Source organism: Caballeronia sp. AZ1_KS37, from assembly GCF_023631165.1.
GTDB lineage: Bacteria > Pseudomonadota > Gammaproteobacteria > Burkholderiales > Burkholderiaceae > Caballeronia > Caballeronia zhejiangensis.
On sequence record NZ_JALQDP010000024.1, the window covers coordinates 115,052 to 139,630 of the forward strand.

Below are 24,579 nucleotides of genomic sequence, written 5' to 3' on the forward strand. Positions count from 1 at the left end.
GTTTAGCCTCAGTTGAACATGCCGAGCAGCGACTGGAACAGCGTCGCGGCGGTCTGAATCACCTTGCTGTTCGCTTGATAGAGCTGCTGGTACTGAATCAGGTTGGCCGCCTCTTCGTTCAGGTTCACGCCCTGCACCGATTGCTGCGCCGACGTCGCCTGGTTGAGGAGCGAGGTCTGCGCCGTGCTCGTCGCCTTGAGCTGATTCGTCTGGTTGCCGATGTTGTTGATATAGCTCGAGTACGAACTCGTCAGCGTGTCCGTGCCGCCGTTGAGCGACTTCGCCGACACCAGGTTCGACATCGCGAGCGCATTGCTGCCGTCGCTCGTGCCGCCCTTGTTCTGCGCGATCGCGAACGCGTCGCCGTCCTTCGGCGTGCCGCTGATGGTCGCCGAAACGCCCATCGCCGAGACCGTGAGACCGTTGTTCGCGTCGTACGGAATCGTCGTGCCCGCGGTGTACGTCGTCGTGCCGACGGTGACATCGACATCCGATGTAAAGCCGTTCGCCGACGCGCTGTACGTCAGGTTGATGCCCGACGTCATCGTGTTGCTCGTCACCGTCGCCGAGGAAATCGATGCCGTGCCGGTGTTCGTGGTCGCCGCCGACGTCACCGCGGGCGACGCCGCCGCGATCGCCGCGCCGTTGCTCGTCGTGAGCTTGAAGTTGTCGAGCGCGCCGCGCGTCGGCTGGATCGTGAACGAGTCGCCCTTCTGCACGCCGCTGAGCGTCGACACGTCGATGTTCAGGCCGTTGATCGTCTTGTTCGTCTCCGTCGCCGGATCGATCGTGCCGAGTGTATTGCCGCTTGCCGGGTCCGTCACCGTGTACTTGCTGCCGTCGTACGTGACCGTGAAGTCGTTCGTCGGCGGCTGTGCGCCATCGGCGATCGTCGCCGTCGGCACGCCGGTGCCCTTGTTGCGCGCGTTCGAGATGACGGTCGGATCGCTCGTCGAAAACAGCTTGCCGCCGGCCTGGCCGTTGAGGTCGAGACCGAGCGCGTTCTGATCGTTCAACTGATTGGCGAAGCTCGTCGCGATCGCGCCGAGTTGCGCCTGCGCCGGATCGAGCGTCTGCGTGCGGAAGTCGATGAGACCGCCGACCGTGCCGCCCGTCAGCGCCGAGTTGTCGAGGTACTGCATGTTCGCGGCCGTCTGCGTCGCGCCGTTGCTGCTCTGGTAGGCGATCGTGAGCTCGCTCGGATCGGACGGCGACGGCACGGCTTGCAGCCCGTACTGCGTACCTCCGACGACGAGCGGCTGCCCGTTGCCGATGAACACGTTGTAGTTGCCGTCGGACTGCACGACCTGCACGCCGATCATCGACGACAGGTTCGTGACGAGCTGATCGCGCTGATCGAGCAACTGGTTCGGCTGCTGGCCGCCCGCGCTGGCGATGTTGATCTGCTTGTTGAGATCGGCGATCTGTTGCGAGTAGCTGTTGATCTGCGAGACCGCGCTCGTCAGTTGCGTGTTGACGCTCTGACGCAGTTGGTCGTATTGCTGGCCTGCCGTGTTGATCTGATCGGCGAGCGTTTGCGCGCTGCTCATCAGCGACTGGCGCGCGGAGGAACTGTTCGCCGAATTCGCCACCGACTGCAGGCCGGAGAAGTAATTCGAGATGCCTTTCGAGATGCCGGAAGTCGGATCGCCGACGAGGTTGTTCAGCTGCGAGATCAGCGAGTAATACGTGCTGGCGGCGCTGCTGGACGCTTGCGTGTTGTTGACTTGCGTCGTCAGGTACTGGCTGTACTGGCGCGTGACGGTGACGGCCTGAACGCCGCTGCCGAGATAGCCCGAGCCGGTGAACTGACCGGGCGACTCCTGATACTGGACTTTCTCGAGCGTATAGCCCGGCGTCGCGGCGTTGCTGATGTTCTGTCCTGTCGTCGTGAGGCCCCATTGGGCCGCGTTCAAACCGGAAAGACCAATGCTGAAGATGTTATTGGACATGCGTGAATCCTGGTGAAGCGGCGTTGGATCGAGCGCTGCCGCATGGCTGATTTGTATATCGGCCGATTGCCGGGGAAGTTGAGCGTTTGCGGGTTGGGTTTTGGCTTTTACCGAAGCCCGGGCGGTTTTTGCGATGGGGCCATTATCGGAGAGGTGGCGCAATGGCTATTGCGCGAAGAGCATGCCTTTTTGGGGCTAATTCTTCGATTTTGTTTCGTTGGCCTTGGTTTTTCGCTTTTGCTTTCGCTTTTGCTTTCGCTTTTGCTTTTGCTTCCGGTTTCGCCGGATCCCGTGTTCGTGTCGGTCTATTAGCGTTGCCCCTGTGCGGGGCGGCACCTACTTTCTTTGCTGCTGCAAAGAAAGTAGGCAAAGAAAGCAGCTTTTCAGGCCCGCGGTCACACGCAATTTGGGTAGTCCTCTCGTTGCAGATGGCACTCGCCTAAAGAGTGCCCTCATCACAATAACGGGGCTTGGATCGCGCACGGTCCGCCGCCCGAAAACGTTGAGCGCGCTGGTTCAGCACGAAAGAGCTTCGGCACAGCGCTACGCGCTGCCGCCGGGTATGCGAGGGAAACCAACGTGCGGCGGTTGCAGTGAGATGGAGGCGTTAGTGAAGAAGCGCATGCTTCCCCGATTGGCCGGTCGGCCGCGAAGCGGGCCGGAGCCATTTCGTGCTGAACCGGTTTGTTGTGTGGCGAGTGATGGCGGACCGTGCGCGAGCCAAGCCCGATGGGGCCTATGAGGGCACTCTTTAGGCAGCCCACGATGGACGAGAGGACTACCCAAATTGCGTGTGACCGCGGGCGTGTCAGTAGCTGCTTTCTTTGGTTACTTTCTTTGCAGCAGCAAAGAAAGTGACTGCCGCCCCGCACAGGGGCAGTGCTAATAGACCGACACGAAAACGGGATCCGGCGAAAACGAAAGCAAAAGCAAAAGCGAAAGCAAAAGCAAAAGCAAAACCCCTACTTCGCCAAAGACCGCCGCTTCATCTCAAGCTGAGTGATCAGCCGCTGAAGAGTATTCTCCGCCGACCCCGGCATCGAAACAAACTTGAACCCGATGGTATATCGCCGATCCCCTTTCGCCGTCGTCGATTCCCGATGCGAAACCAGCATCATATCCACCGTCACACGTCCATTCGCGCTGAAATGCAGCTCGGCATCCTGAAACACGATGCCCATCTCCAGATCCGCGATGCGATCATCCGTCGTGCGCAGCGCCACGCCGCCCAGCGACAGATCATGCACCTCGAAGCGGAATCGCTCGCCATCCGGCAACGAACCCGTGCAGATGTAAGGATCGAGAACCGGCGTATCGACACGGAAATACTCGCGCCGCTGCATGTAGTACAGCACCGTCGGAAAATCGACTTCGAACGCCGGACGCCCGTCGAACATCGTTTCGCGCGCACCCGGCGTCGTGAACTCGACGCGCACGCCATCCGGCGCCGCACTGAAAATCAGCTTCTGCGACGCAAGCACGCCGCGATTCTGCTCGTCGAGACCGCCCCAGTCGAACGTGAAGCGATGCGCGGTCACATCGACGTCGAGCACGCGCGTGACGATCTGACCGTCGCCGTATTGCGCCGTCAGAAAGTCCCCGCGATTGGCGAGATTGCGCAGCGCCACGCCGATTTCCAGCGGATTACGCCTGCCGAAATCCACGATCGGCGCGATATCCTCGTCGGCAACGTCATGCTTTTGATTGGTGTTCATGGTGCTAGCCGTGTTCATTGTGCTCGCGCGCTGCCCGACCCCCGAACATCGCGCGACGATCCGAACCGAATAGGTCCGGCACTTCGATTATTCAGGTTAGCGGCATACCTCTTCAAAAGTTTAGGGTTGCCCGCCGAAAAATGTATGTGGTGCGCCGTCCCTACGGACGTAAAACGTTTGCTTCCCCGAAGCAATAAAGCGGCCGCATACATCGGCTGAATGCGCGGCGTGGCCCGCGCTTCAATATCGAACTACGCGCTCGAACGGGCGTCAGACGATCTGACGCATGATCGAGATGAGCTTCTTCGCGTACTGCGGATCGGTCGCGTAGCCCGCCTTCTGCATGCCGTGCGCGAAGCCCGCGACGTCGCGCGAAGCCTGAATCACCGGCGCATAACGCGGATTGTTCTTGATGACGCTCGCGTAGTCGGTAAGCGCGTCCTCGTACGAATCGTAAGCGCGGAATTTCTCGACGACCTTCTGCGGACGGCCGTTGATGTATTCCGTCGTCACCGAGCTGACAGTCTTGCCGTTCCAGTCTTTCGTCGCCTTGACGCCGAAGATGTTGTGGCTCGTCGCGCCGTTCGGATGCTTGATCTCGCGCTTGCCCCAGCCCGATTCGAGCGCCGCCTGACCGATGATGAAGCGCGCCGGAATGCCCGTCGCCGCGCTCGCGGCCTGCGCCGGCACGGCGAGCCGGTCGACGAACGCGTTCACCTTGTCAGACCCATTGCCGCGCGCCGGCGCTTCCACCGAATCCGCCGCCGTGTAGCCCTTGCCGGCGAGCGACGCGTTGTTCCTGTTGCCCTGCGCCGCCGCGTAAGCCTTCGCCATCGCGTTCATCGCGGCGAGATTGCCCGCGTTCGCGTCGAGATCGCCGCCGCCGCCCGACATGCCGCCGAGCGTCTGCATCGCGTTCATCGTGCTCATCGTGTTCATGGCGCCGCCCTTGCCGTCCGCGCCGGTCTGCGCGCCCGAGTTGCGCATGAGCTGCTTGAGCATCATGTCCGCGACGCCGATGCCCTTCGACGACATCTGCTGCGACAATTGCTGATCGAGCATCGACGTGAAGGTCTTCGAATCGTTCGATTCGAACGGGCTGTCCGAAGGCGTCGCGTCGCGCATGCTCTTCAGCATCATCTGCGTGAAGACGGCGTCGAACTGCTTGGCCGCTTCCTTCAGGCCCTGCTGCGGGTTCGCGCCGGCCTGCGCGCGCAATGCGTCGAAGCCCTGCGTGTCGAGCGCGAAACGGTTCGAGAGATTCGAGAATCCGCTGCTCGTATCGGTCGATGCCAACGCGGTGCCGGCGATGCCGTTCGTGTTCGAGTTCATAGGTTCTTATTCGTTTTAGATGATTTCGAGGTCTGCGCGCAGCGCGCCCGCGGCCTTCATCGACTGAAGGATCGAGATGAGATCGGCCGGCGTCGCGCCGAGCGCATTGAGCGCCTTCACGACATCCGCGAGATTCGCGCCCGCCGACAGCATCTTGAGCGCGCCGCTGTCCTGCTTCAGCTGAATCGACGATTCCTTCGCCGCAACCGTCTGGCCGTTCGAGAACGCGTTCGGCTGGCTCACCGCCGTCTTCGTGTTGATGACGACCGACAGATTCCCGTGCGCGACCGCGCAGTTCTGCAGCGTGACCATCTGATTCATCACGATGGAACCCGTGCGCGCGTTCAGGATCACCTTCGCGGCGGCCTGCGCCGGACGCACGTCGATGTTCTGCAGCTGCGCCATGAACGACACCTGCTCGCTCGGCTCCTGCGGCGCGCGCAACTGGATCGTGCGGCCGTCGAGCGCGAGCGCGGTGCCCATGCCGAACTGATTGTTCACGGCCGCGACGATGCGCTGCGTCGTGTCGAAATCCATTTCGCGCAGTTCCATCTGCATGACGCCGCCCTGCTGCTGCAACGCCGACGGCACCGCGCGTTCGACGATCGCGCCCGCCGAGATGCGGCCGACCGCGAGCTGGTTCACCTGCACCTTGCTGCCGTTCGCGCTCGCGCCCGCGCCGCCGACGACGAGATTGCCCTGCGCCATCGCGTACACCTGGCCGTCGGCGCCTTTCAGCGGCGCCATCAGGAGCGTGCCGCCGCGCAGGCTCTTCGCGTTGCCGAGCGACGAAACCGTCACGTCGATCGCCTCGCCGGGACGCGCGAACGGCGGCAGCGTGGCCGTCACCATCACGGCGGCCACGTTCTTCAACTGCATGTTCGACGACGTCGACGGGTTCACCGTGATGCCGAGGTTGCCGAGCATGTTGGTGAGCGATTGCGTCGTGAACGGCGTCTGCATCGTCTGGTCGCCGGTGCCGTCGAGACCGACGACGAGACCGTAGCCGATCAGCGGATTGTCACGCACGCCCTGAAACTGCACGAGATCCTTGAGGCGCTCGGCGTGCGCCTGATGCGCCGAACCGATGGCGACGAGCGCGGCTGCGAGCGAGAAGGAAACGAAACGGAGAAACGGATTCATGATCAGAACGGCGCGACGTTGAGGAAGAAGCGCTGGAGCCAGCCCATGTTCTGCGCTTCGTCGATGTAACCCTTCGCCGAGTATTCGATCTTCGCGTCGGCGACCTGCGTGGAATAGACGGTGTTGCTGCCCGAGATGGTCGTCGGGTTGACGACGCCCGAGAAGCGCACGTACTCGTTGCCCTGGTTGATGAGCATCTGCTTTTCGCCGCTCACCTGCAGGTTGCCGTTGGGCAAAACGTCGGTGACGGTCACAGTCAGCGTGCCGCTGAACGTGTTGGCCGCGCTCGCGCCGCCCGTCGCGGTGAACTTGTTCGCGCCGGTGGCCGAAAGGTTCGTGTTGTTGAAGAGGCCGCCGAAGAGGCCCGGCGTGGTCGGCACCGCGAACGACGCGTTGCCGCCGCGGTTGGTGTTCGCCGCCGACGACTTCGTCGCGTTGACGTTTTCCGAGATCACGATGGTCAGGATGTCGCCCACGTTGCGCGGACGCTGGTCTTCGAACAGCGGCCGGCCCGCGTAGCCCGCGTTGTAGATCGCGCCGGGCGAACGCGTGCCGACGGGCGGCTGCGGCGGACGCGCGGTCATCGGCTGCTGGATGATCGGCTCTTTCGGCACGAGGCCGCACGCGGCCAGCGATGCGATGAGCGCGCCGATCGACGCGCGCGAAAGAATGTGAGTGAGCGACATCGTGATAACTCTTCTGAAGCGGATTCAGGCATCAGTGTGACGCCATCGCCGCGATTCCCATCCGTCGAATAGAGGGGATTAAACCTGCATTTGCGAAAGCGTCTGCAACATCTGGTCGGACGTGGTCACGGCCTTGCTGTTGATTTCGTACGCGCGCTGGGTCTGGATCATGTTGACCAGTTCCTGCACCACGTTGACGTTCGACGCTTCCACATAACCCTGTTGCAGCGAGCCCGCGCCGTTCAGTCCCGGCTGCGACACGTTCGGCGCGCCCGAGCTGCTCGTTTCCGAGAACAGGTTTTCGCCGCGCGCATCGAGGCCGGCCGGGTTGATGAAGGTCGCGAGCGTGACCTGGCCGACCGTCGTGCTGGTCGACGTGTTCGCGGTCGTCACCGACACCGTGCCGTCCGAACCGATGGTGATCCCCGTCGCGTTCTGCGGAATCGTGATCGCCGGATTCAGCTGATACCCGCTCGACGTGACGAGCTGGCCTTGCGAGTTCGTCTGGAACGAGCCGTCGCGGGTGTAGGCGGTCGAGCCGTCGGGCATCGTCACCTGGAAGAAGCCCTGGCCGTTGATCGCGACGTCCTTCGAATTGCCGGTCTGCTGCAGGTTGCCCTGCGTGTAGAGGCGCTCGGTCGCGACCTGTTGCACGCCGGTGCCGAGCTGCACGCCCGATGCGAGTTCGGTCTGCTGCGTCGAATTCGCGCCCGGCTGGCGCGTCGTCTGATACAGCAGATCCTCGAACACCGCGCGCGAGCCCTTGAAGCCGTTCGTGCTCACGTTGGCGAGGTTGTTCGAGATGGTGTCCATCTGCGCTTGCTGCGCATTCATGCCGGTCGCGGCGATGTAGAGAGAGCGATTCATCTTGTTTCGTATCCTGTGTAGCCGGCGTTTGCCGCGTGTTTGCAGCCTGTTTGCCGCTTAAGAGAAGTTGAGCAGCTTGTTGGCCGACTGTTCGTTCTGGTCCGCCGATTCCATCAGCTTCGTCTGCATCTGGAATTGCCGCGCGTTGGTGATCATCGAGACCATCGCGGCAACCGGATTCACGTTGCTGCCTTCGAGCGCGCCGCCGGCCACGACCACGTTCGGATCCGCGTCGGCGGGGTCGCCGCCGGCGGTGCGAAAGAGCCCGTCATCGCCGCGCGTGAGCGTCGCCGGATCGGGATTCACGAGCTTGAGCTGATCGACGACCGCGATCGCCGTCGGCGGGTCGCCGGGAATCAGCGCGGAGATCGTGCCGTCCTTGCCGATGGTGACTTCCGCGCCCGGCGGAATCGACAGCGGGCCGCTGTTGCCCAGCACCGGCAGATTGTTCGCCGTGACGAGCTGGCCGTTCTGATCCACATGCAGATTGCCGGCGCGCGTGTAAGCCTCGCTGCCGTCGGCGGCCTGCACGGACAACCAGCCCTGTCCCTGAACGGCGACATCGAGCGGATTGCCCGTCTGCTGGATCGGGCCTGCCGAGTAGTCCGCGTTCGGCGTCGACGAAAGCACGAAAGTGCGCGTCGTGCCATCGGCGGACTGGTCTTCGAACGACATCGGCACCTGGCGGAACGCCGCGAGCTGCGCCTTGAAACCCGTGGTCGACGTGTTCGCGAGGTTGTTCGCCACGACGGCCTGCTGCTCGAGCGCCTGGCTCGCGCCGGCCATCGCGGTGTAGATCAGACGGTCCATGAATCGCTTTCCTTCTTCCTAATGCGTCAAATTCGCGTGCAGACGACGGTTACAGATTGATCAGCGTCTGATCGACGGTCTGCTGCGTCTTGATCGTCTGCGCGTTCGCCTGATAGTTGCGCTGCGCGGTGATCAGATTCACGAGCTCGCTCGTCAGGTCGACGTTGGAGTTCTCCACCGCGCCTCCCTGCAGCGTGCCGTGGTTGGTCGAGCCCGGCACGCCGACTTGCGGTGCGCCCGACGCCGAGGTCTGCGCGTAGACGTTGCCGCCGAGATCCTGCAGGCCGTTCTGGTTGTTGAAGTTGGCGATGGCGATCTGCCCGAGCGCCTTTGTTTGGCCGTTCGAGTAGTTGCCCGTCAGCGTGCCGTCGGTGCTGACCGTGAAGCCCGTCAGCTCGCCCGTGCTGTTGCCGTCCTGCGCGATGTTGGTCACGCCGTCTTTCGCGCCGTACTGCGTGGTGCCGTTGAGGTCGATCGTCAGCGCTTGCTGCGTCGCGCCGCCGTCCCCCCCGTTCGGAATCGAGAACGTGAACTTGCCGGTTGCCGCCGTCGCCGCGCCGCTCGAATCGGTCGTCGAGGTCAGCGTGCCCGACGAATTGAACGCCATCGTGCCGAGCGAAATCGGCGCGCTGACCGGGTCGCCGTAGGTCGCGTAGGCTTGCCACGTATTCGTCGTCGCGCTCTTCTGGAAGTACACGGACACTTTCTGCGTGCCGCCGAGCGAGTCGTATACATCGACGGACGTCGACTGGTTGAAGGTCGTCGAATCGGTCGGATCGAAGGCGCCGGTCGGCGCGGTGTCCTGCGAGTTCAGGTTGAACGCGGCCGTGATGTTCTTGGTCGCGGTCGGCGCGACGTTCGACGTCGGCACGGTCAGCGGCACGGTGCTCGCGCTGTTGACGACGCCGTCCGAGTTCGCGGCGTAACCCATCAGTTGCAGGCCCGCCGAGTTGACGATGCGGCCCTGGTTGTCGAGATGGAACACGCCGTTGCGCGAATACACGATCGAGCCGTTGTTCGACAACTGATAGAAACCGTTGCCGTTGATCGCGACATCGAGCGCCTGGTTGGTCGTCGTGATCGTGCCTTGCGAGAACTGCTGCTGCACTTCGGCGAGCTTCGTGCCGATGCCGATCTGGTTGTTCACGGCCGTGGCCATCGAATTCGCGTACATGTCGGCGAATTGCGCGGAGCCCTGCTTGAAGCCGACCGTGTTCGCGTTGGCGATGTTGTTGCCGATGACGTCGAGATCGCTCGATGCAGCGCCCAGACCGCTCAGTGCTTGTTGGTAACTCATTTGAAGTTTCTCCGTAACGAGCCCGCGCCCGTCCTGAAATTGGATTTAGAGGATCGACGCGACGCCCGACAGCGCGACCGTGGAGCCGTTCGACAGCTTGAGGCCCGGCGCACCGCCGGACATCTGCACGACGCTTTGCACTTGCGAAGCCGACAGCGTCGTCGCGGTCGCCTGCTGGCCGTTGATCGTGCCTTGCGCGGTGATCGTGTACGTGCCGTCGGCGAGCGTGGCGCCCTTCGAATCGACCGGCGTCCAGCCCGTCACCGGCACGACGCCCGCGCCTTGCGCGCCGAGGTCGAGCGTGTTGACGATCTGGCCCGACGAGTTCTTCACGACGATCTGCAGGTCGCTCACGTCGTTGGCCAGTTGCACGCCGAAGCTCGACGACTTGCCGCTCGACACCGTCATGTTGTTGCCCGCGGCGAGCACGTTCGAGCCGATGAGCAGCGCCGCCTGCGTCTGCTGGCCGGCGGAAAGCTGCGTCGCGAGCGAGGACAGCGACGTGTTCAACTGGCCGATGCCCGTCACCGTGTTGATCTGCGCGAGCTGCGAGGTCATCTGCGAGCTGTCGGCGGGATTCGTCGGATCCTGGTTCTTGAGCTGCGTCACGAGCAGCGTCAGGAATGTGTTCTGCAGATCCGACGCCGATTGCGCGCCGGTCGCCGAGGTCGACGACGTCGACGAGCTCGACGATGCGCCGTTCATGGTGTCGAGCAGCGTCTGCGACACCGTGGTGCCGTTGCTGCCGATGGTTGTGCTGGTCGTCACGTTGTGTTCCTTGAGTGTCTCTATCAGGTTCCGATGGTCAGGGTCTTGAGCATCAGTTGCTTGGCGGTGTTGAGCGTCTCGACGTTCGCCTGATAGGAACGCGAGGCGGAAATCATGTTGACCATCTCCTGCACCGGATCGACGTTGGGCAGCGTCACATAGCCGTCCGCGTTCGCCGCCGGGTTGCTCGGGTCGTAGCTGGTCTTCATCGGGCTCGGATCGTCGACGACGCCCGTCACCTGCACGCCGCCGACCTGCTGGCCCGACGCGGTCTTCGCGCCGCCGAGCGGATCGACCGCGAACACGACCTGCTTGGCCTTGTACGGCTTGCCGTCGGGGCCGGTCGTGCTGTCCGCGTTCGCGAGGTTGGACGCGGTGACGTTCAGGCGCTGCGCCTGGGCTGACATCGCCGAGCCGGCGACGTTGAAGATGTTCATCAAGGAAGGCATGTGTTTCTCCTACTGCGCTCAACTATTCGACGTAATCGCCGACAACATCGATTTGATTTGCGACGACAGCACCGTCATGCCCGCCTCGAAGTGCAGCGCGTTGTCCGCGAACTGCACGCGTTCCGAGTCGAGATCGACCGTGTTGCCGTCGAGCGACGGCTGGCTCGGCACGCGATAGGCGAGCTTGCCGTAGTCGTCGCTCGGGCCGCCCGACGCGGACAGCGTCGACGTGCCGCTCATGTGGCCCTTGGCCGTCGTCGCCATGCCGCCGCTCGTGCTGACGCGGACGGGTTGCGCCATCTTCAGCGTCGAGCCGTTCGATGCGCTGCCGCCCTGCTTGAGCGCGCCCGCGAGCGCGCTCGAAAAGTCGACGTCGCGCGCCTTGTAGCCGGGGGTGTCGGCGTTGGCGATATTCGACGACAGCAATTCCTGCCGATACGCGCGCACGTCGAGCGCCTCGCGGCCAAATGCGAATTCCTTGTCGAGTCTGTCAAGCATTGCGGTTTCTCCTGTCGGCAGCGCCGGGGCCTTTTTGCATGACACGCATCTTAGGAGCGGCGCGCAATAACTAATCCGACGAATAACCGGGAAACGGGGCCTCTATTCGACGCTTGCGTTATCCGGCCGATATCTAGAATTCGTCTCGTTGCCGATTGCGGGTCTTTTTCCCGCCGCAAACGGATCAATGCAGTCGCCGCATCGTTTGCGGCCCGATCGAATCAGGTACGGAGAAAGTCGATGAGCAGGTCCGCGAAACGTGCATCGAACCCTACGGCTCGCGCCGCAGCGACGTTCGCGCGCCGCACGCTGCGCGGTCTGGCCGGCGTGTCTCTATGGATGGGAGTGGCTGCGCTCGCACAGGCGCAGCAGGCCGACGGCCCGATCGTCATTCCGGGCAACGCCGAAACCAATCCGGCCGCCGCCGCCGACATGGCCCAAAAGCTGACGGCACGCGCCGCGACGCCCGTTGCCGCGGCGCCCGCGCCTGAAACAACGCGTCCGGGCCCGAGCGGCTATCGCGCCGCGACCAAAGCCGCCGACGCCGCGATGCGCAACGCCGCGCTCGAACTCGACGCCCGCGCCGACGCCGCCGACGATTCGATGAACAGCGCGATGAACAGCGCGATGAACGACGCGAGCGGCATGATCGTGATTCCCGGACCGGGCGAAGCGAAGCCTGCGCGCGCGGTTGCGGTTGCGGCGCCTGCGCTTCAGAAAGCGCCGGCCGCATCCGCTTCGCGCGAGGTGATGCCCGTCGTCGTGACGCGCGACGATGGCGTCGTCCGCGGCGCGAGCGTCAAGCCCGTCGCGGCCAGCCCCGCGACGCCCGTCGCCGCCGCCGCTTCGCCGATGAAGCGCGTGAGCTTCAATCCGTCGGCGGCAGCAGCAACGCCGGCCGCAGCGGTAGCCGCCACCATGCAAGACGGCGAATCGATCCGCCTCACCGCGCTCAACTTTCTTCAGCAGCAGGCCGCCGGCTTGCCGGGCAAGGTCGACATCACCGTGACGCCGGTCTTTCCGCGCGGTCTCGCGGCGTGCTCGGCGCTCGATCCGTTCATGCCGACGGGCGCGCGCCTCTGGGGTCGACTGACGGTCGGCGTGCGCTGCGTCGGCGAGCGTCCGTGGACGCTTTACGTGCAGGCGCGCGTATCGATCAACGCCACTTACTACACCGCCGCGCGCGCAATCGCGCCGGGCGAAGTGCTGAACAACGCCGATCTCGTCGCCCGCGACGGCGATCTCACCGTGATGCCGCAGGCCATCGTCACCGATCCGGCTCAGGCCGTCGGCGCAGTCGCACTGTCGCGCGTGCCGGCCGGTCTGCCGCTGCGCACCGACATGCTGCGCGCGTCGACGTCGGTGTCGATCGGCCAGACCGTGCACGTCGTCGCCGGCGGCTCCGGATTCTCGATTTCCGCCGACGGCACCGTGATGAACAACGCGGCGCCCGGCCAGCAAGTACGCGTCAAAACCGCCGGTGGCCAGATCATCACCGGCATCGTGAAGGACAGTCAGACGGTGGAAGTGGCCCTGTAAAACGGGATGTGTTCGGTCCCCCACACTTGTTTCATTTTGTTGCAAATGCGCTCGATGCCCGCCAAATAAGGCTCAGAGCGCCATAGGCAGAGCGAACGGCAGTTGGCAGTCCGGCGTCAGGGTAAAGTTTTCAAGACCCGTCGCCGTTAAAGGACTCAACACGTTCGGGAATGGACATCGTGAAGATCGAATCGAATAGCAACACCAATCTGGCTGGCCTTCAAGACAATCTGCCGCGCGCGTCGCAAAACGACGCGAAAGGTGCCGCGGGCACCGTGCAGCAATCGCAAGCCGGCGCGAGCCCGGCGAAGAATTCGACGGTGAGTCTGTCGTCGGTTTCGAGCGACTTGCGCGCATCGAGCGGCTCGGACATCGACACGGCGAAAGTCGAGTCGATCAAGGCCGCAATCCGCGACGGCAGCCTGAAGATGGACACCAGCAAGATCGCCGACGGCATTTTGAGCACCGCTCGCGACCTGCTGCAAACGAGAACCCCGCCGACCGGCGGCTGAACGCTTCCGTAGCGCCTTGCGCGTGACGGCGAGCGTTGGCGACACCGGGCGGCTTTTCAAACCGCTTTTCGAGCGATGCAATGAGAGACGCCCTGCTTGCCACTGTCACCGAAGAAGTCGCCGCTGTTCTGGCCTTCGAATCCCTCCTCGAGGTCGAGGAAAAAGCGCTGATCGCCGCGCAGCCGCTTCCGGCGCTGCCGACGATCATCGAGAACAAGACCGCGCTCACCGAACGCATCTCCGCTCTCGAAAAGGCGCGCGACGAACAATTGAACGCGCTCGGTTTTCCCGGCGGCTTCGTCGGCATGGAAGCGGCCGCTGCGGGCGACAGCAAGATCGCCGAGCAATGGGCGCTGCTCACCGCCGCGGCCCGCCGCGCGAAACAGGGCAACAACAACAACGGCGTGCTGATCCGCACCCGCATGGAATACAACCGCAAGGCGCTCGCCGCGTTGCAGGTCGCTCCGTCGAAGGGCGGCTTCTACGGTCCGGACGGCCGCGTGCCCGGCGCCTGATCGCCTGTCATTGCCGTTTCTCGCCTCTCGAACGGCGCGCGCTTCTCGCGAGGCGCGCGCCGCTTTTGTTTCCCGCGCTTTCATCGGCCGAATAACCCCCTTTTCCCCGGCTTTATCCGCCGATGGCTGCTCGACGCCTTCCGCAATAATCGCTTTCATCAAAAAGCGGCTTCGTGCCGCTCGCATGTGAAACCGATGGAAGCGATGGAGTAAGGCCCGGTGGCAGAAGAAAGCGATCTCGAAAAAACCGAATCAGCGACTCCCAAGCGCCTGGAAAAGGCGCGGGAGGACGGTCAGGTTGCGCGTTCGCGCGAGCTCGCGTCGTTCGCGCTGCTGGCGGCGGGTTTTTTCGGCGTGTGGGCGTTGTCGGGGCCGATCAACCAGCATTTGCAGACGATTCTTCGCGGCGCGTTCACGTTCGATCACGCGACGGTGCTGGACACGCACCAGATGATGATCGGCGCGGCGAACGCGGGCCGGGAAGGTCTCTTCGCCGTTTTGCCCGTGCTGCTGCTGACCGGATTCGCCGCGCTCGTCGCGCCGATGGCTCTCGGCGGCTGGCTCATCACGACGAAACCGCTCGCGCCGAACTTCGGGCGTCTGAATCCGATCAGCGGTCTCGGCAAGATTTTCTCGATGCAAGGCCCGGTGCAGCTCGGCATGTCGCTCTTGAAGACGGCGGTGGTCGGTGGCATGGCGGGCTGGGCGATGTGGAGCCGCAAGGCCGAAGTGCTCGGCCTTTTGACGAAGCCGCTCGATCTCGCGCTCGCCGACGCGATGCACATGATCTTCGTGTGCTGCGCGATGGCGATCGGCGGACTGTTTCTCGTCGCGGCCGTCGACGTGCCGTATCAGCTTTACTCGCACGCGAAGAAGCTGCGCATGAGCAAGGAAGAAGTGAAGCGCGAGCACAAGGAAAACGAAGGCGATCCGCACATCAAGGGCAAGATCCGCCAGCAGCAGCGCGCGGCCGCGCGTCGCCGGATGATGCAGGCGATTCCGACCGCCGATGTCATCGTCACGAACCCGACGCACTTCGCCGTCGCGCTGAAGTACGCCGACGGCGAGATGCGCGCGCCGAAGGTGGTCGCGAAGGGCGTGAATCTGGTCGCGGCGCGTATCCGCGAACTGGGCCGCGAGCACAACGTGCCGCTGCTCGAAGCGCCGCCGCTCGCGCGTGCGCTGTATCACAACGTCGAGATCAACCGCGAGATTCCGGGCGCGTTGTACGGCGCGGTCGCGCAAGTGCTGGCGTGGGTCTACCAGCTCAAGCGCTACAAGGAAGATGGCGGCATCAAGCCGGACGAACCGTCCGATCTCGAGGTGCCGAAGGAACTGGACAAAGGCGGCGTTTCCGACGCCGACGCCGATCAGGAAGCTGCAGAAGCCCTGGCTGGCGACAACACTGACAATGGAGCCGCAGCATGAACGCGCGCGCTGGATTTTTCGCCAAACGGCCCGACGCGCTGGGCACGCAGAACCTTCGCGCCTTAGCCGGCCCGATCCTGATCTGCATGATCTTGGGCATGATGATTCTGCCCTTGCCGGCGTTCCTGCTGGATCTGTTGTTCACCTTCAACATCGCGCTGTCGGTGATGGTGCTGCTCGTCAGCATGTACACGCAAAAGCCGCTCGACTTCGCGGCGTTCCCGAGCGTGCTGCTGTTCTCGACGCTGCTGCGCCTGTCGCTGAACGTCGCGTCGACGCGTATCGTGCTGCTCGAGGGTCACACCGGCCCGGACGCGGCCGGTCAGGTGATCGAATCGTTCGGGCACTTTCTCGTCGGCGGGAATTTCGCGGTCGGTATCGTCGTGTTCGTGATTCTGATGATCATCAACTTCATGGTGATCACGAAGGGCGCGGGACGTATCGCCGAGGTCGGCGCGCGCTTCACGCTCGATGCGATGCCCGGCAAGCAGATGGCCATCGACGCCGATCTGAACGCCGGTCTCATCAACGAGGAAACGGCGAAGAAGCGCCGTCAGGCGGTCGCGCAGGAAGCCGAGTTCTACGGTTCGATGGACGGTGCGTCGAAGTTCGTGCGCGGCGACGCGATCGCGGGCTTGCTCATCATGGTCATCAACGTGGTGGGCGGGCTGATCGTCGGCATGCTCCAGCACGACATGGACTTCGGGCACGCGGCGACCAACTACACGCTGCTTACGATCGGCGACGGCCTCGTCGCGCAGATTCCGTCGCTCATCATCTCGACGGCGGCGGGCGTGATCGTGTCGCGCGTCGCGACCGAGGAAGACATCGGCACGCAGCTGACCGGCCAGTTGTTCCAGAACCCGCGCGTCTTGATGATTACAGGCGTGATCATCGGCGTGATGGGCCTGATTCCGGGCATGCCGCACTTCGCGTTCATGCTGCTCGGCGGCGGCCTCATCTACGCCGCGCGCACGATGAACAAGCGCGCCGAAGCGAAGAAGAAAAGCGCCGTCACCGATGTCACGCCGCTCCAGGCGAGCGCGGCTGCGGCTTCCGCCGAAAATGCCGAGGCCAGTTGGGAGGACGTGTCGCTCATCGATCCGCTCGGGCTCGAGGTGGGTTATCGCCTGATTCCGCTCGTCGATCGCAACAGCGACGGCGAATTGCTCAAGCGGATCAAGGGCATCCGCAAGAAATTCGCGCAGGAAATCGGCTTTTTGCCGCCGGTCATCCACATTCGCGACAATCTCGAACTGCGGCCGAACGGTTATCGCATTGCGCTGAAGGGCGTGGAAGTGGGCGTCGGCGAGGCGTTTCCGGGTCAGTGGCTCGCGATCAATCCGGGACAGGTCTCGGCCGCGCTGCCGGGCGCGCAGACGCAGGATCCGGCGTTCGGTCTGCCGGCGGTGTGGATCGATACGAATCTGCGCGAACAGGCTCAGGTCTACGGCTACACGGTCGTCGATGCGAGCACGGTCGTCGCGACGCATTTGAATCACCTCGTCGTGACGCATGCTGCCGAATTGCTCGGCCGTCAGGAAGTGCAGGCGCTGCTGGAGCGCATCGGCAAGGACACGCCTTCGCTGACGGAAGATCTCGTGCCGAAGGTCATTTCGCTTACGACGCTGCAGAAGGTGTTGCAGAACCTGCTGGACGAAAGCGTGCCGATCCGCGACATGCGTACGATTCTCGACGCGTTGCAGGAACACGCGCCGCGTGTTTCGGATGCACACGATCTCACGGCGGCGGTACGTCTCGCGCTGGGCCGCGCGATCACGCAGCAGTGGTATCCGGGCAACGACGATCTGCAGGTGATGGGCCTCGATCCGACGCTGGAGCGCGTGCTGTCGCAGGCATTGTCGACGGGTCCGAATCCGGGACTGGAACCGGGACTCGCGCAGACGCTGATGAACTCGACGCAAAACGCGATCATGCGTCAGCAGAACCTGGGCTTGCCGCCGGTGCTGCTCGTGCAGCATTCGCTGCGCGCGATGCTGGCGCGGTTCCTGCGCCGGAGCTTGCCGCAGTTGAAGGTGATCTCGTATGCCGAAGTGCCGGATACGAGGAATGTGAAGGTGGTGAATTTGATTGGGGCGTGATGTTCCGCTTCAATGAAGGACCGAACCGATCAGACTTCGAAGGTTTCGCGCATCGAAGACGACGGTCTTCCAGGTGTAGTAGTTGGCGCGTTCGAACTGTGCCTTGCCGACGGCCAACTGACTCTCGGCGATCGCCAGTATGTGCCCTGACTTCTTTGCCTCGCGATACTGCATGTGAATCAATTCCCCTTCCAGGAGTCGCGTGTCGCTCATGGCTGCAATGACGATCGACGGCGTCGGCGTCTCGATCACGTGGTCCGCGATGAATTTCCCTGAGATGGGCAGTTCGACTTCGGCATAGTGCTTCAAGTCGAATTCTTGGGCTATGTCGGCAATCGTGCGTGACAAGCGTCCCTTGAAATCACTTCCCGATCGGCGTTCGACGCGCGACGTCGCCACACCGTAAAGCTGCTGCGCCGCCTCGGCCACGCGAAACACGTAGGGGACCACCAGCCGCTCGTCCATTGTCGTGGCGCGAATGACTTCGTCGTTGCAAAGACGCGCCGGACTGTACTGCAAAAGGCTCTGCGACCACTGCTCGACGGCGCCGGACTCGACGTCCCCGCCGATCATGCTGGCGCAAAGGCAAGCCTCACCGTTCTCGTCGATCGAAAACGCGCCATCGCGAACGCGCACTCGAACCACCACGCGATCTCCGGTGCCCGGATACTCGAGCGGAGTGACGATGCGAAACGCGTCACGCGGATCTTCGTGAACTTCGAAGAGCGCGCATACCGTTCGCTTCAGGAATTCGGCTAACACAATAAATCGCCTTGACCGTTTTGCTCGTTAGAGATCGTGATGCCTGTCGCTCGGCAAAATAGGACGATGAGCGCCGAGCGATCATCTGTGACGCGCGGATCGAAAATTCGAGATGACTTGAGGTTAAGCTCCGGCGCGCCCGGCAGCAAGCGATTCCGATAATCGATGGTCGTTTCGCAGGGCATCTTGCAATGCACGCCTTTATGGCTCGGATGATAGTGAAACTCCAGCAGCGGATACAAATCGCCTTGAGGCAAAGTCCAGAGCAGGTGTCCGTAGAACGATCGATCCATTAGCTCTTCGCCATCGCGCCACATGAACAGCACGCAGTGCGCATCCGAAACGGGAATCAGATCGGTGGCCTGGACACGCGGACGCGCCATTCTGCTGAATGGCTTCGGCCACTTGCTCTTGTTCATCTGCCTGAACTTGGGCGACGCAGTCAGCGTCTTGAACGCCTGCTTGTGGGCAAGCAATTGATCGGATTCCAATGCTGCTCTCTCGGTCTGCAATCGGCAAAATCTGTCTTGGATTCCGCTGATGCTAACCGCGTCCGTACCGCAAATTTATCTCGTACAACGAATGTTTCAGTCATCGATAAAGCGGCTTGTCCGCAGGCAACCCCTAGCGCTCAACACTCCACGATATTCACCGCCAGTCCGCCGCGCGAAGTCTCTTTATATTTGGTCTTCATATCCGCGCCCGTCTCCCTCATGGTCTTGATTACCGAATCGAGCGAAACGTAGTGCGATCCGTCCCCGCGCATCGCCATGCGCGCCGCGTTGACCGCCTTGACCGAACCCATCGCGTTACGCTCGATGCACGGAATCTGCACCATTCCGCCGACCGGATCGCACGTCAGCCCGAGGTTATGCTCCATGCCGATTTCCGCCGCATTCTCGACTTGCGCCGGCGTGCCGCCGAGCACCGCGGCCAGCGCGCCCGCCGCCATCGAACACGCGACGCCGACTTCGCCCTGACATCCGACTTCCGCGCCGGAAATCGACGCATTCATCTTGTACAGAATGCCGATGGCCGCAGCCGTCAGCAAAAAATCGATCACGCCTTGCGTATTCGATCCCGGCACGAAGCGATCGTAGTAATGCAACACCGCCGGAATGATGCCCGCCGCGCCGTTGGTCGGCGCCGTCACGACGCGTCCGCCGATCGCGTTCTCCTCGTTCACGGCAATCGCGTAGAGATTGATCCAGTCGATCATCGACAACGGATCGCGCAACGCCTGCTCGGGCTTTTCAGCCAGCGCGCGATAAAGCTGCGGCGCGCGCCGCTTCACCTGAAACGGCCCCGGCAGATGCCCTTCCGCTTCCGGATTGCCGATGCCGCACCCGCGCGCGACGCAATCCTGCATCACGTCCCAGATGCGCAGCAGCCCGCTGCGAATCTCGTCTTCCGAACGCCACACGCGCTCGTTTTCCCACATCAGTTGCGCGATCGATTTGCCCGAGTCCGCGCACATCTTCATCAGCTCGTCGCCGGTCTGGAACGGATACGGCAACTGCTCGTGCGCCGTCAGCACCGCCGTGTTCGCCGCGCCCGCCGTCACGACGAATCCGCCGCCAACAGACAGATACGTCGCCTCGCGCAGCAACGCGCCGTTCGCATCGAACGCGTAGAGCTTCATGCCGTTCGGATGCTCCGGCAGCGCCTGCCGGTAGAACGCGATGTTCTCCTTGATCGTGAACGGAATCTTGCGCGCGCCGAGCAGCGCGAGCGTTTTCGATGTCCGCACTTGCTCCAGGCGCGGCACGATGCTCGAAGCATCGACGGTATCGGGCGCGTCGCCCATCAGGCCGAGCATCACGCCGCGATCGGTGCCGTGGCCCTTGCCCGTCGCGCCGAGGGAGCCGTACAGCTCGCATTTCACCGATGCCGTCGATTCCAGCAGTTCGTCGCGCTCGAGCCCCTGCGCGAACATCAACGCGGCGCGCATCGGTCCGACGGTGTGCGAGCTCGAAGGTCCGATGCCGATCTTGAAGAGGTCGAATACGCTGACTGCCATGACATCACCTGACTGAAAGAATTAACGCGCCGGCAGCGGCAGACACACCGCGAGCCACGCGGGCGGCGCGGGCGCGAGCCGCAGCGCCACCGGCGCGTAGCGGCCGTCGAGACGCGCCGCGAGATGAAAGAGTTCCGCCGCGTTCCTCGGATCCCACTGACCCGAGTAACCCGGCAATCCTGCTTCGCGCCGCTTGGCGTCGAAAGGCACGGACGACTTCACGAATTCGTCGTGCGTCTTCGTGCCGAGCGCGTACGGCGTGAGCCAGTTGAGCGCCACGGCCAGCGTCGCACCCGACTGCGCGCGCTCCGGCAGCCAGTTGCGGTTGTGCCTGCGCGCGGCGAGCGCCGCCGTCACGAGCGGCTGAAGATCGTAGGTGACGTAGCGCAGCGCATCGCGTTCGGCGAAATCGACCGTGGATCCGTCCGGCGCGATGTTGTCGCCGATATGTTCGATAAAAAGCCGCTGCGCCGCGTTGATGAGCTTGCGGTCGTCGATGGTGAACGCGCCCATCGCCACCAGCTTCACGCGATGGCTCTGCCAGTTGTTGCGATAGCTGCCGGTCAGCGGGCGCGGCTGCTTGTCCATATCGTCGATATAACCGCTCACCATCTTCGTGATGAACGCGTTCGCCGCGTTGCGCGTCTTGACCGGCAGCGCGCTCGCCGTGAGGTCGTACGCGAGAATCAGCGATTCGAAATTCGTTTCGTCGATCGGATTGAAGCTCGGCTGATACGTGGTCGTCCACGCGAACAGGAAGCGGTCGACGAGACGCAGGTAACGTTCGTCGCCGGTCGCGCGCCACGCGAGCGCGGCGTCGCGCATCAGGCCGAGGTCTTTCTCCGCTTCGACGCTTTCGTCGTAGATGCCTTCGTGCGGCAGCGTGCCTTCCGTATGCAGCTTCGCGCGCGGCTTCGGCTGATCGTTCACGCGCGACTGCACCATTTTCACGAGGGCCTTCACACCGGGATCGGCGTTGGTGCGCTCGCTCGTCTGCATCGCGGGCGCGGCGCAGAAATTCATCGCGGCGTGCGCGGACGATGCGGCAAGCGACATCACCCCGAGCATCGCCAGCGCCGCGCACGCGCGGGTCGTCCCTTTCACCTCTCGCACCTTGAGCGCCATGTGAACTCCCTGTTTTGGCTTTTGGTCCGGGGTGAGATGTTAGCCGTTCTGGAACGCGCCGCAAAACCGCCCGACGAAGCTTTACGCTTTCGGGCGGCGCTCTCTCAGGTTCGTGCGCGTAGCCTTACTCGTCCGCGTATTCCGATACCGGCACGCACGAGCACATCAGATTGCGGTCGCCATAAGCGTTGTCCGCACGGCCGACCGGCGACCAGTACTTGCGCGCGATCAGCGACTTCAGCGGATACGCGGCCGCTTCGCGCGTGTACTTGTGCTCCCACGCATCCGATGCGACGACCGCCGCCGTGTGCGGCGCGTTCTTCAGCACGTTGTCCTCGCGATCGGCGCGGCCTTCTTCGACCGCGCGGATTTCCTCGCGGATCGCGATCATCGCGTCGATGAAGCGGTCGAGCTCCTCCTTCGATTCCGATTCCGTCGGCTCGACCATCAGCGTGCCCGGAACCGGGAAGCTCATCGTCGGCGCGTGGAAGCCGTAGTCGATCAGGCGCTTCGCGACGTCTTCCACCGAGATGCCGCTCGATTCCTTGATCGGACGCACATCGAGAATGCATTCGTGCGCGACCAGTCCGCCCGCGCCGCTGTACAGCACCGGATAGTGCGGCGCGAGACGCTTCGCGACATAGTTCGCCGCGAGAATCGCGCTTTCGGTGGCGGCGGTGAGGCCGCTCGCGCCCATCATCGCGATGTACATCCACGAGATCGGCAGGATCGCGGCCGAGCCGTACGGCGCCGACGACACCGCGCCGATGCCTGCTTCATCGCGCTTGTAGCCCGTGGACGTCTGATTCGGCAGGAACTTCGCCAGATGCGCGCCGACCGCGACCGGACCGACGCCCGGTCCGCCGCCGCCGTGCGGAATGCAGAACGTCTTGTGCAGATTCAAGTGCGATACGTCGCCGCCGAACTGGCCGGGCGCGCAGAGACCGACCATCGCGTTCATGTTCGCGCCGTCGACATACACCTGGCCGCCGTGCGCGTGCACGATGTCGCAGATTTCGCGGACGTTGCGCTCGAACACGCCGTGCGTCGACGGATACGTGATCATGATCGCCGCGAGATTCGCCGAATGCTTTTCGGCCTTCGCCTTCAGATCGTCGATATCGACGTTGCCGTTCGCATCGCACGCGACGACGACGACCTGCATGCCCGCCATCTGCGCCGACGCCGGATTCGTGCCGTGCGCGGACGCCGGAATCAGACACACGTTGCGATGCCCTTCGCCGCGCGACTCGTGATACGCGTGAATGATGAGCAAGCCCGCGTACTCGCCTTGCGAACCGGCGTTCGGCTGCAACGACACCGCCGCGTAACCCGTGCACGCGACGAGCATCTGTTCGAGCTGATCGATCATCGTTCGATAGCCGACCGTCTGCTCGGCGGGCGCGAACGGATGAATCGCCGCGAACTCGGGCCACGTGACCGGCAGCATTTCCGAGGTCGCGTTGAGCTTCATCGTGCAGGAACCGAGCGGGATCATCGTGCGGTCGAGCGCGAGGTCTTTATCCGCGAGACTGCGCAGATAGCGCAGCATTTCGTGCTCGGAGTGGTGGCGATTGAAAACCGGATGCGTCAGATACTCGCTCGTGCGATGCAGTGCCTGCGGCAGCGAATCCGTCACCGATTGATCGAGCGCGTCGATATCGAACGTTTCGGTCTTGCCCGCGACCTCCGCAAAGAGCGCGAAGAGCTTCTGCAAGTCGTCGCGCGTGGTGGTTTCATCGAGCGAAACGCCGACCTGGCTCGCGCTCACATGACGCAGATTGATGTGCGCGGCGTACGCGGCCTGATGCAGCGCGGTCGTGCTCGCGCCGCTTTCGATCGTGACGGTATCGAAGAACGTGTCGTTCGCGATCGTGTAGCCGAGCTTCTTTACGCCCGCCGCAAAGATCGACGCCACGCGATTCACGCGCAGCGCGATCGTCTTGAGACCGCGCGGGCCGTGATAGACCGCGTACATGCTCGCCATGATCGCGAGCAGCGCCTGCGCCGTGCAGACATTCGACGTCGCCTTCTCGCGACGGATGTGCTGCTCGCGCGTCTGGAGCGCGAGACGCAGCGCCGGATTGCCCTGCGCATCGACGGTCACGCCAACGAGACGGCCCGGCATCTGGCGCTTGAATTCATCGCGCACGGCCATGTATGCCGCGTGCGGCCCGCCGAAGCCGACCGGCACGCCGAAACGCTGCGTATTGCCGATCGCGACGTCCGCGCCCCATTCGCCCGGCGGCGTGATGAGCGTCAGCGCGAGCAGATCCGCCGCGGCGACGACATGGCCGCCCGCCGCGTGGATCGCTTCGGCGAGCGCGCGATAGTCGCGCACATCGCCGTTCGCGCCCGGATATTGCAGCAGCACGCCGAATGCATTCGCGCTGGCGGCATCGGCGGCGGGACCGACTTTCACGTCGATGCCCGCCGGCTTCGCGCGCGTCTTCACGACTTCGATCGTCTGCGGCAGCACGTCGTCGGCAACGTAGAACACGTTCGACTTCGGCTTGCCGATGCGTTGCAGCAGCGTCATCGCTTCGGCGGCGGCGGTGGATTCGTCGAGCAGCGAGGCGTTGGCCATCGCGAGGCCCGTCAGGTCCATCACCATCTGCTGGAAATTGAGCAGCGCTTCGAGGCGCCCTTGCGAAATTTCCGGCTGATAGGGCGTGTATGCCGTGTACCACGCCGGATTTTCGAGCACGTTGCGCAGGATCACCGCCGGCGTGTGCGTGCCGTAGTAACCCTGGCCGATGTAAGTCCGGAACACCAGATTCTCGTCCGCCAGCTTGCGCAGATACGCGAGCGCTTCCGCCTCGCTTTTCGGCTGCGTGAACGCGCCGAGCGGCAGCGTGTCCTTGCGGCGGATCGATTCAGGAATCACCGCGTCGATGAACGCCGCGCGCGACGCGAAACCGAGCGCGTCGAGCATCGCGCGCTGGTCGGCATCATCGGGGCCGATGTGCCGCTCGGCGAATGCGTCGTGGCATTCGAGCGCGGCGAGTGACAGGGATGTGCGGTTCATCAGGCGATCCGGGTGTTCGAGCTTCATGTGA

22 protein-coding genes are annotated in these 24,579 nt (G+C 63.6%); 6 read left to right on the forward strand and 16 right to left on the reverse strand.

What is annotated here, in order from left to right; all coding sequences use genetic code 11:
- Window positions 1-8 precede the first annotated feature (8 nt).
- On the reverse strand, window positions 9-1,952 hold the full coding sequence (flgK, locus tag NCS00_RS13810) for a flagellar hook-associated protein FlgK (protein ID WP_008352554.1): 1,944 nt from the start codon (window positions 1,950-1,952) through the stop codon (window positions 9-11).
- 42 nt (window positions 1,953-1,994) lie between these two features.
- Between flgK and NCS00_RS13815 the strand changes: the two genes are divergently transcribed.
- Window positions 1,995-2,264: a hypothetical protein gene (locus NCS00_RS13815; protein WP_250440296.1), complete on the forward strand. Its 270-nt coding sequence runs from the start codon at window positions 1,995-1,997 to the stop codon at window positions 2,262-2,264.
- Between the two features lie 650 nt (window positions 2,265-2,914).
- Here NCS00_RS13815 and NCS00_RS13820 read toward each other — a convergent pair.
- The 10 genes from NCS00_RS13820 to flgB all read right to left on the reverse strand — a co-directional run bounded on the left by NCS00_RS13820 (window position 2,915) and on the right by flgB (window position 11,517).
- Window positions 2,915-3,667, reverse strand: a complete 753-nt coding sequence (locus NCS00_RS13820; protein WP_008352549.1) for a flagellar brake protein — start codon at window positions 3,665-3,667, stop codon at window positions 2,915-2,917.
- 270 nt (window positions 3,668-3,937) lie between these two features.
- Window positions 3,938-4,999 carry a flagellar assembly peptidoglycan hydrolase FlgJ gene (gene flgJ, locus NCS00_RS13825; RefSeq protein WP_051996850.1) on the reverse strand — a complete coding sequence of 354 codons (1,062 nt, stop codon included), beginning with the start codon at window positions 4,997-4,999 and terminating at the stop codon, window positions 3,938-3,940.
- A 15-nt stretch (window positions 5,000-5,014) separates the two neighbouring features.
- Window positions 5,015-6,142, reverse strand: a complete 1,128-nt coding sequence (locus NCS00_RS13830; RefSeq protein ID WP_008352546.1) for a flagellar basal body P-ring protein FlgI — start codon at window positions 6,140-6,142, stop codon at window positions 5,015-5,017.
- A 2-nt stretch (window positions 6,143-6,144) separates the two neighbouring features.
- Window positions 6,145-6,828 (reverse strand): flagellar basal body L-ring protein FlgH, encoded by a 684-nt coding sequence (locus NCS00_RS13835; protein ID WP_008352545.1) that lies wholly within the window; start codon window positions 6,826-6,828, stop codon window positions 6,145-6,147.
- 78 nt (window positions 6,829-6,906) lie between these two features.
- Window positions 6,907-7,695, reverse strand: coding sequence for a flagellar basal-body rod protein FlgG (gene flgG / locus NCS00_RS13840; protein WP_008352544.1), 789 nt, complete (start codon window positions 7,693-7,695; stop codon window positions 6,907-6,909).
- 57 nt (window positions 7,696-7,752) lie between these two features.
- Window positions 7,753-8,505 carry a flagellar basal-body rod protein FlgF gene (gene flgF / locus NCS00_RS13845; RefSeq protein WP_250440298.1) on the reverse strand — a complete coding sequence of 251 codons (753 nt, stop codon included), beginning with the start codon at window positions 8,503-8,505 and terminating at the stop codon, window positions 7,753-7,755.
- A gap of 49 nt (window positions 8,506-8,554) precedes the next feature.
- Window positions 8,555-9,802, reverse strand: a complete 1,248-nt coding sequence (gene flgE / locus NCS00_RS13850) for a flagellar hook protein FlgE (protein WP_008352542.1) — start codon at window positions 9,800-9,802, stop codon at window positions 8,555-8,557.
- Between the two features lie 45 nt (window positions 9,803-9,847).
- Window positions 9,848-10,570, reverse strand: coding sequence for a flagellar hook assembly protein FlgD (locus NCS00_RS13855; RefSeq protein ID WP_008352541.1), 723 nt, complete (start codon window positions 10,568-10,570; stop codon window positions 9,848-9,850).
- A gap of 23 nt (window positions 10,571-10,593) precedes the next feature.
- On the reverse strand, window positions 10,594-11,019 hold the full coding sequence (gene flgC / locus NCS00_RS13860) for a flagellar basal body rod protein FlgC (RefSeq protein WP_008352540.1): 426 nt from the start codon (window positions 11,017-11,019) through the stop codon (window positions 10,594-10,596).
- 18 nt (window positions 11,020-11,037) lie between these two features.
- Window positions 11,038-11,517, reverse strand: coding sequence for a flagellar basal body rod protein FlgB (flgB, locus tag NCS00_RS13865; protein WP_008352539.1), 480 nt, complete (start codon window positions 11,515-11,517; stop codon window positions 11,038-11,040).
- Between the two features lie 240 nt (window positions 11,518-11,757).
- On the opposite strand from flgB, the gene flgA reads away from it, so the two are divergent.
- The 5 genes from flgA to flhA all read left to right on the forward strand — a co-directional run bounded on the left by flgA (window position 11,758) and on the right by flhA (window position 17,613).
- Window positions 11,758-13,056 (forward strand): flagellar basal body P-ring formation chaperone FlgA, encoded by a 1,299-nt coding sequence (flgA, locus tag NCS00_RS13870; protein ID WP_250440300.1) that lies wholly within the window; start codon window positions 11,758-11,760, stop codon window positions 13,054-13,056.
- Between the two features lie 170 nt (window positions 13,057-13,226).
- Window positions 13,227-13,568 carry a flagellar biosynthesis anti-sigma factor FlgM gene (gene flgM, locus NCS00_RS13875; protein WP_008352536.1) on the forward strand — a complete coding sequence of 114 codons (342 nt, stop codon included), beginning with the start codon at window positions 13,227-13,229 and terminating at the stop codon, window positions 13,566-13,568.
- Window positions 13,569-13,648: 80 nt separating this feature from the next.
- Window positions 13,649-14,083 (forward strand): flagella synthesis protein FlgN, encoded by a 435-nt coding sequence (locus tag NCS00_RS13880; RefSeq protein WP_008352534.1) that lies wholly within the window; start codon window positions 13,649-13,651, stop codon window positions 14,081-14,083.
- A 219-nt stretch (window positions 14,084-14,302) separates the two neighbouring features.
- A complete protein-coding gene (gene flhB, locus NCS00_RS13885) occupies window positions 14,303-15,511 on the forward strand; it encodes a flagellar biosynthesis protein FlhB (RefSeq protein ID WP_008352533.1) in 1,209 nt (402 codons plus the stop codon).
- A complete protein-coding gene (gene flhA, locus NCS00_RS13890; protein WP_008352531.1) occupies window positions 15,508-17,613 on the forward strand; it encodes a flagellar biosynthesis protein FlhA in 2,106 nt (701 codons plus the stop codon). The genes flhB and flhA overlap by 4 nt, the downstream gene beginning before the upstream one ends.
- Before the next feature lie 9 nt (window positions 17,614-17,622).
- Here the strand turns inward: flhA and NCS00_RS13895 are convergent, their stop codons facing one another.
- From NCS00_RS13895 to gcvP, 5 genes are all read right to left on the reverse strand, one after another.
- Window positions 17,623-18,375, reverse strand: coding sequence for a hypothetical protein (locus NCS00_RS13895; RefSeq protein ID WP_250440301.1), 753 nt, complete (start codon window positions 18,373-18,375; stop codon window positions 17,623-17,625).
- Complete coding sequence (locus tag NCS00_RS13900; protein WP_175979650.1) at window positions 18,369-18,866, reverse strand: hypothetical protein; 498 nt, start codon at window positions 18,864-18,866, stop codon at window positions 18,369-18,371. Before NCS00_RS13900 ends, NCS00_RS13895 begins: the two co-directional genes overlap by 7 nt.
- Before the next feature lie 140 nt (window positions 18,867-19,006).
- Window positions 19,007-20,395: an L-serine ammonia-lyase gene (locus NCS00_RS13905; RefSeq protein WP_008352525.1), complete on the reverse strand. Its 1,389-nt coding sequence runs from the start codon at window positions 20,393-20,395 to the stop codon at window positions 19,007-19,009.
- A 21-nt stretch (window positions 20,396-20,416) separates the two neighbouring features.
- Entirely contained in the window at window positions 20,417-21,463 is a 1,047-nt protein-coding gene (locus NCS00_RS13910) for an alginate lyase family protein (protein ID WP_235366281.1), read from the reverse strand.
- A gap of 181 nt (window positions 21,464-21,644) precedes the next feature.
- Window positions 21,645-24,575: an aminomethyl-transferring glycine dehydrogenase gene (gcvP, locus tag NCS00_RS13915; RefSeq protein WP_008352522.1), complete on the reverse strand. Its 2,931-nt coding sequence runs from the start codon at window positions 24,573-24,575 to the stop codon at window positions 21,645-21,647.
- Window positions 24,576-24,579 lie beyond the last annotated feature (4 nt).

What these genes read in the sequence shown, in the direction of transcription:
- flgK (WP_008352554.1), bottom strand. Translation starts at nt 1,952, where the DNA reads ATGTCCAATAACATCTTCAGCATTGGTCTTTCCGGTTTGAACGCGGCC.
- NCS00_RS13815 (WP_250440296.1), top strand. Translation starts at nt 1,995, where the DNA reads ATGGCTGATTTGTATATCGGCCGATTGCCGGGGAAGTTGAGCGTTTGC.
- NCS00_RS13820 (WP_008352549.1), bottom strand. Translation starts at nt 3,667, where the DNA reads ATGAACACCAATCAAAAGCATGACGTTGCCGACGAGGATATCGCGCCG.
- flgJ (WP_051996850.1), bottom strand. Translation starts at nt 4,999, where the DNA reads ATGAACTCGAACACGAACGGCATCGCCGGCACCGCGTTGGCATCGACC.
- NCS00_RS13830 (WP_008352546.1), bottom strand. Translation starts at nt 6,142, where the DNA reads ATGAATCCGTTTCTCCGTTTCGTTTCCTTCTCGCTCGCAGCCGCGCTC.
- NCS00_RS13835 (WP_008352545.1), bottom strand. Translation starts at nt 6,828, where the DNA reads ATGTCGCTCACTCACATTCTTTCGCGCGCGTCGATCGGCGCGCTCATC.
- flgG (WP_008352544.1), bottom strand. Translation starts at nt 7,695, where the DNA reads ATGAATCGCTCTCTCTACATCGCCGCGACCGGCATGAATGCGCAGCAA.
- flgF (WP_250440298.1), bottom strand. Translation starts at nt 8,505, where the DNA reads ATGGACCGTCTGATCTACACCGCGATGGCCGGCGCGAGCCAGGCGCTC.
- flgE (WP_008352542.1), bottom strand. Translation starts at nt 9,802, where the DNA reads ATGAGTTACCAACAAGCACTGAGCGGTCTGGGCGCTGCATCGAGCGAT.
- flgC (WP_008352540.1), bottom strand. Translation starts at nt 11,019, where the DNA reads ATGCCTTCCTTGATGAACATCTTCAACGTCGCCGGCTCGGCGATGTCA.
- flgB (WP_008352539.1), bottom strand. Translation starts at nt 11,517, where the DNA reads ATGCTTGACAGACTCGACAAGGAATTCGCATTTGGCCGCGAGGCGCTC.
- flgA (WP_250440300.1), top strand. Translation starts at nt 11,758, where the DNA reads ATGAGCAGGTCCGCGAAACGTGCATCGAACCCTACGGCTCGCGCCGCA.
- flgM (WP_008352536.1), top strand. Translation starts at nt 13,227, where the DNA reads ATGGACATCGTGAAGATCGAATCGAATAGCAACACCAATCTGGCTGGC.
- NCS00_RS13880 (WP_008352534.1), top strand. Translation starts at nt 13,649, where the DNA reads ATGAGAGACGCCCTGCTTGCCACTGTCACCGAAGAAGTCGCCGCTGTT.
- flhA (WP_008352531.1), top strand. Translation starts at nt 15,508, where the DNA reads ATGAACGCGCGCGCTGGATTTTTCGCCAAACGGCCCGACGCGCTGGGC.
- NCS00_RS13905 (WP_008352525.1), bottom strand. Translation starts at nt 20,395, where the DNA reads ATGGCAGTCAGCGTATTCGACCTCTTCAAGATCGGCATCGGACCTTCG.
- NCS00_RS13910 (WP_235366281.1), bottom strand. Translation starts at nt 21,463, where the DNA reads ATGCTCGGGGTGATGTCGCTTGCCGCATCGTCCGCGCACGCCGCGATG.
- gcvP (WP_008352522.1), bottom strand. Translation starts at nt 24,575, where the DNA reads ATGAAGCTCGAACACCCGGATCGCCTGATGAACCGCACATCCCTGTCA.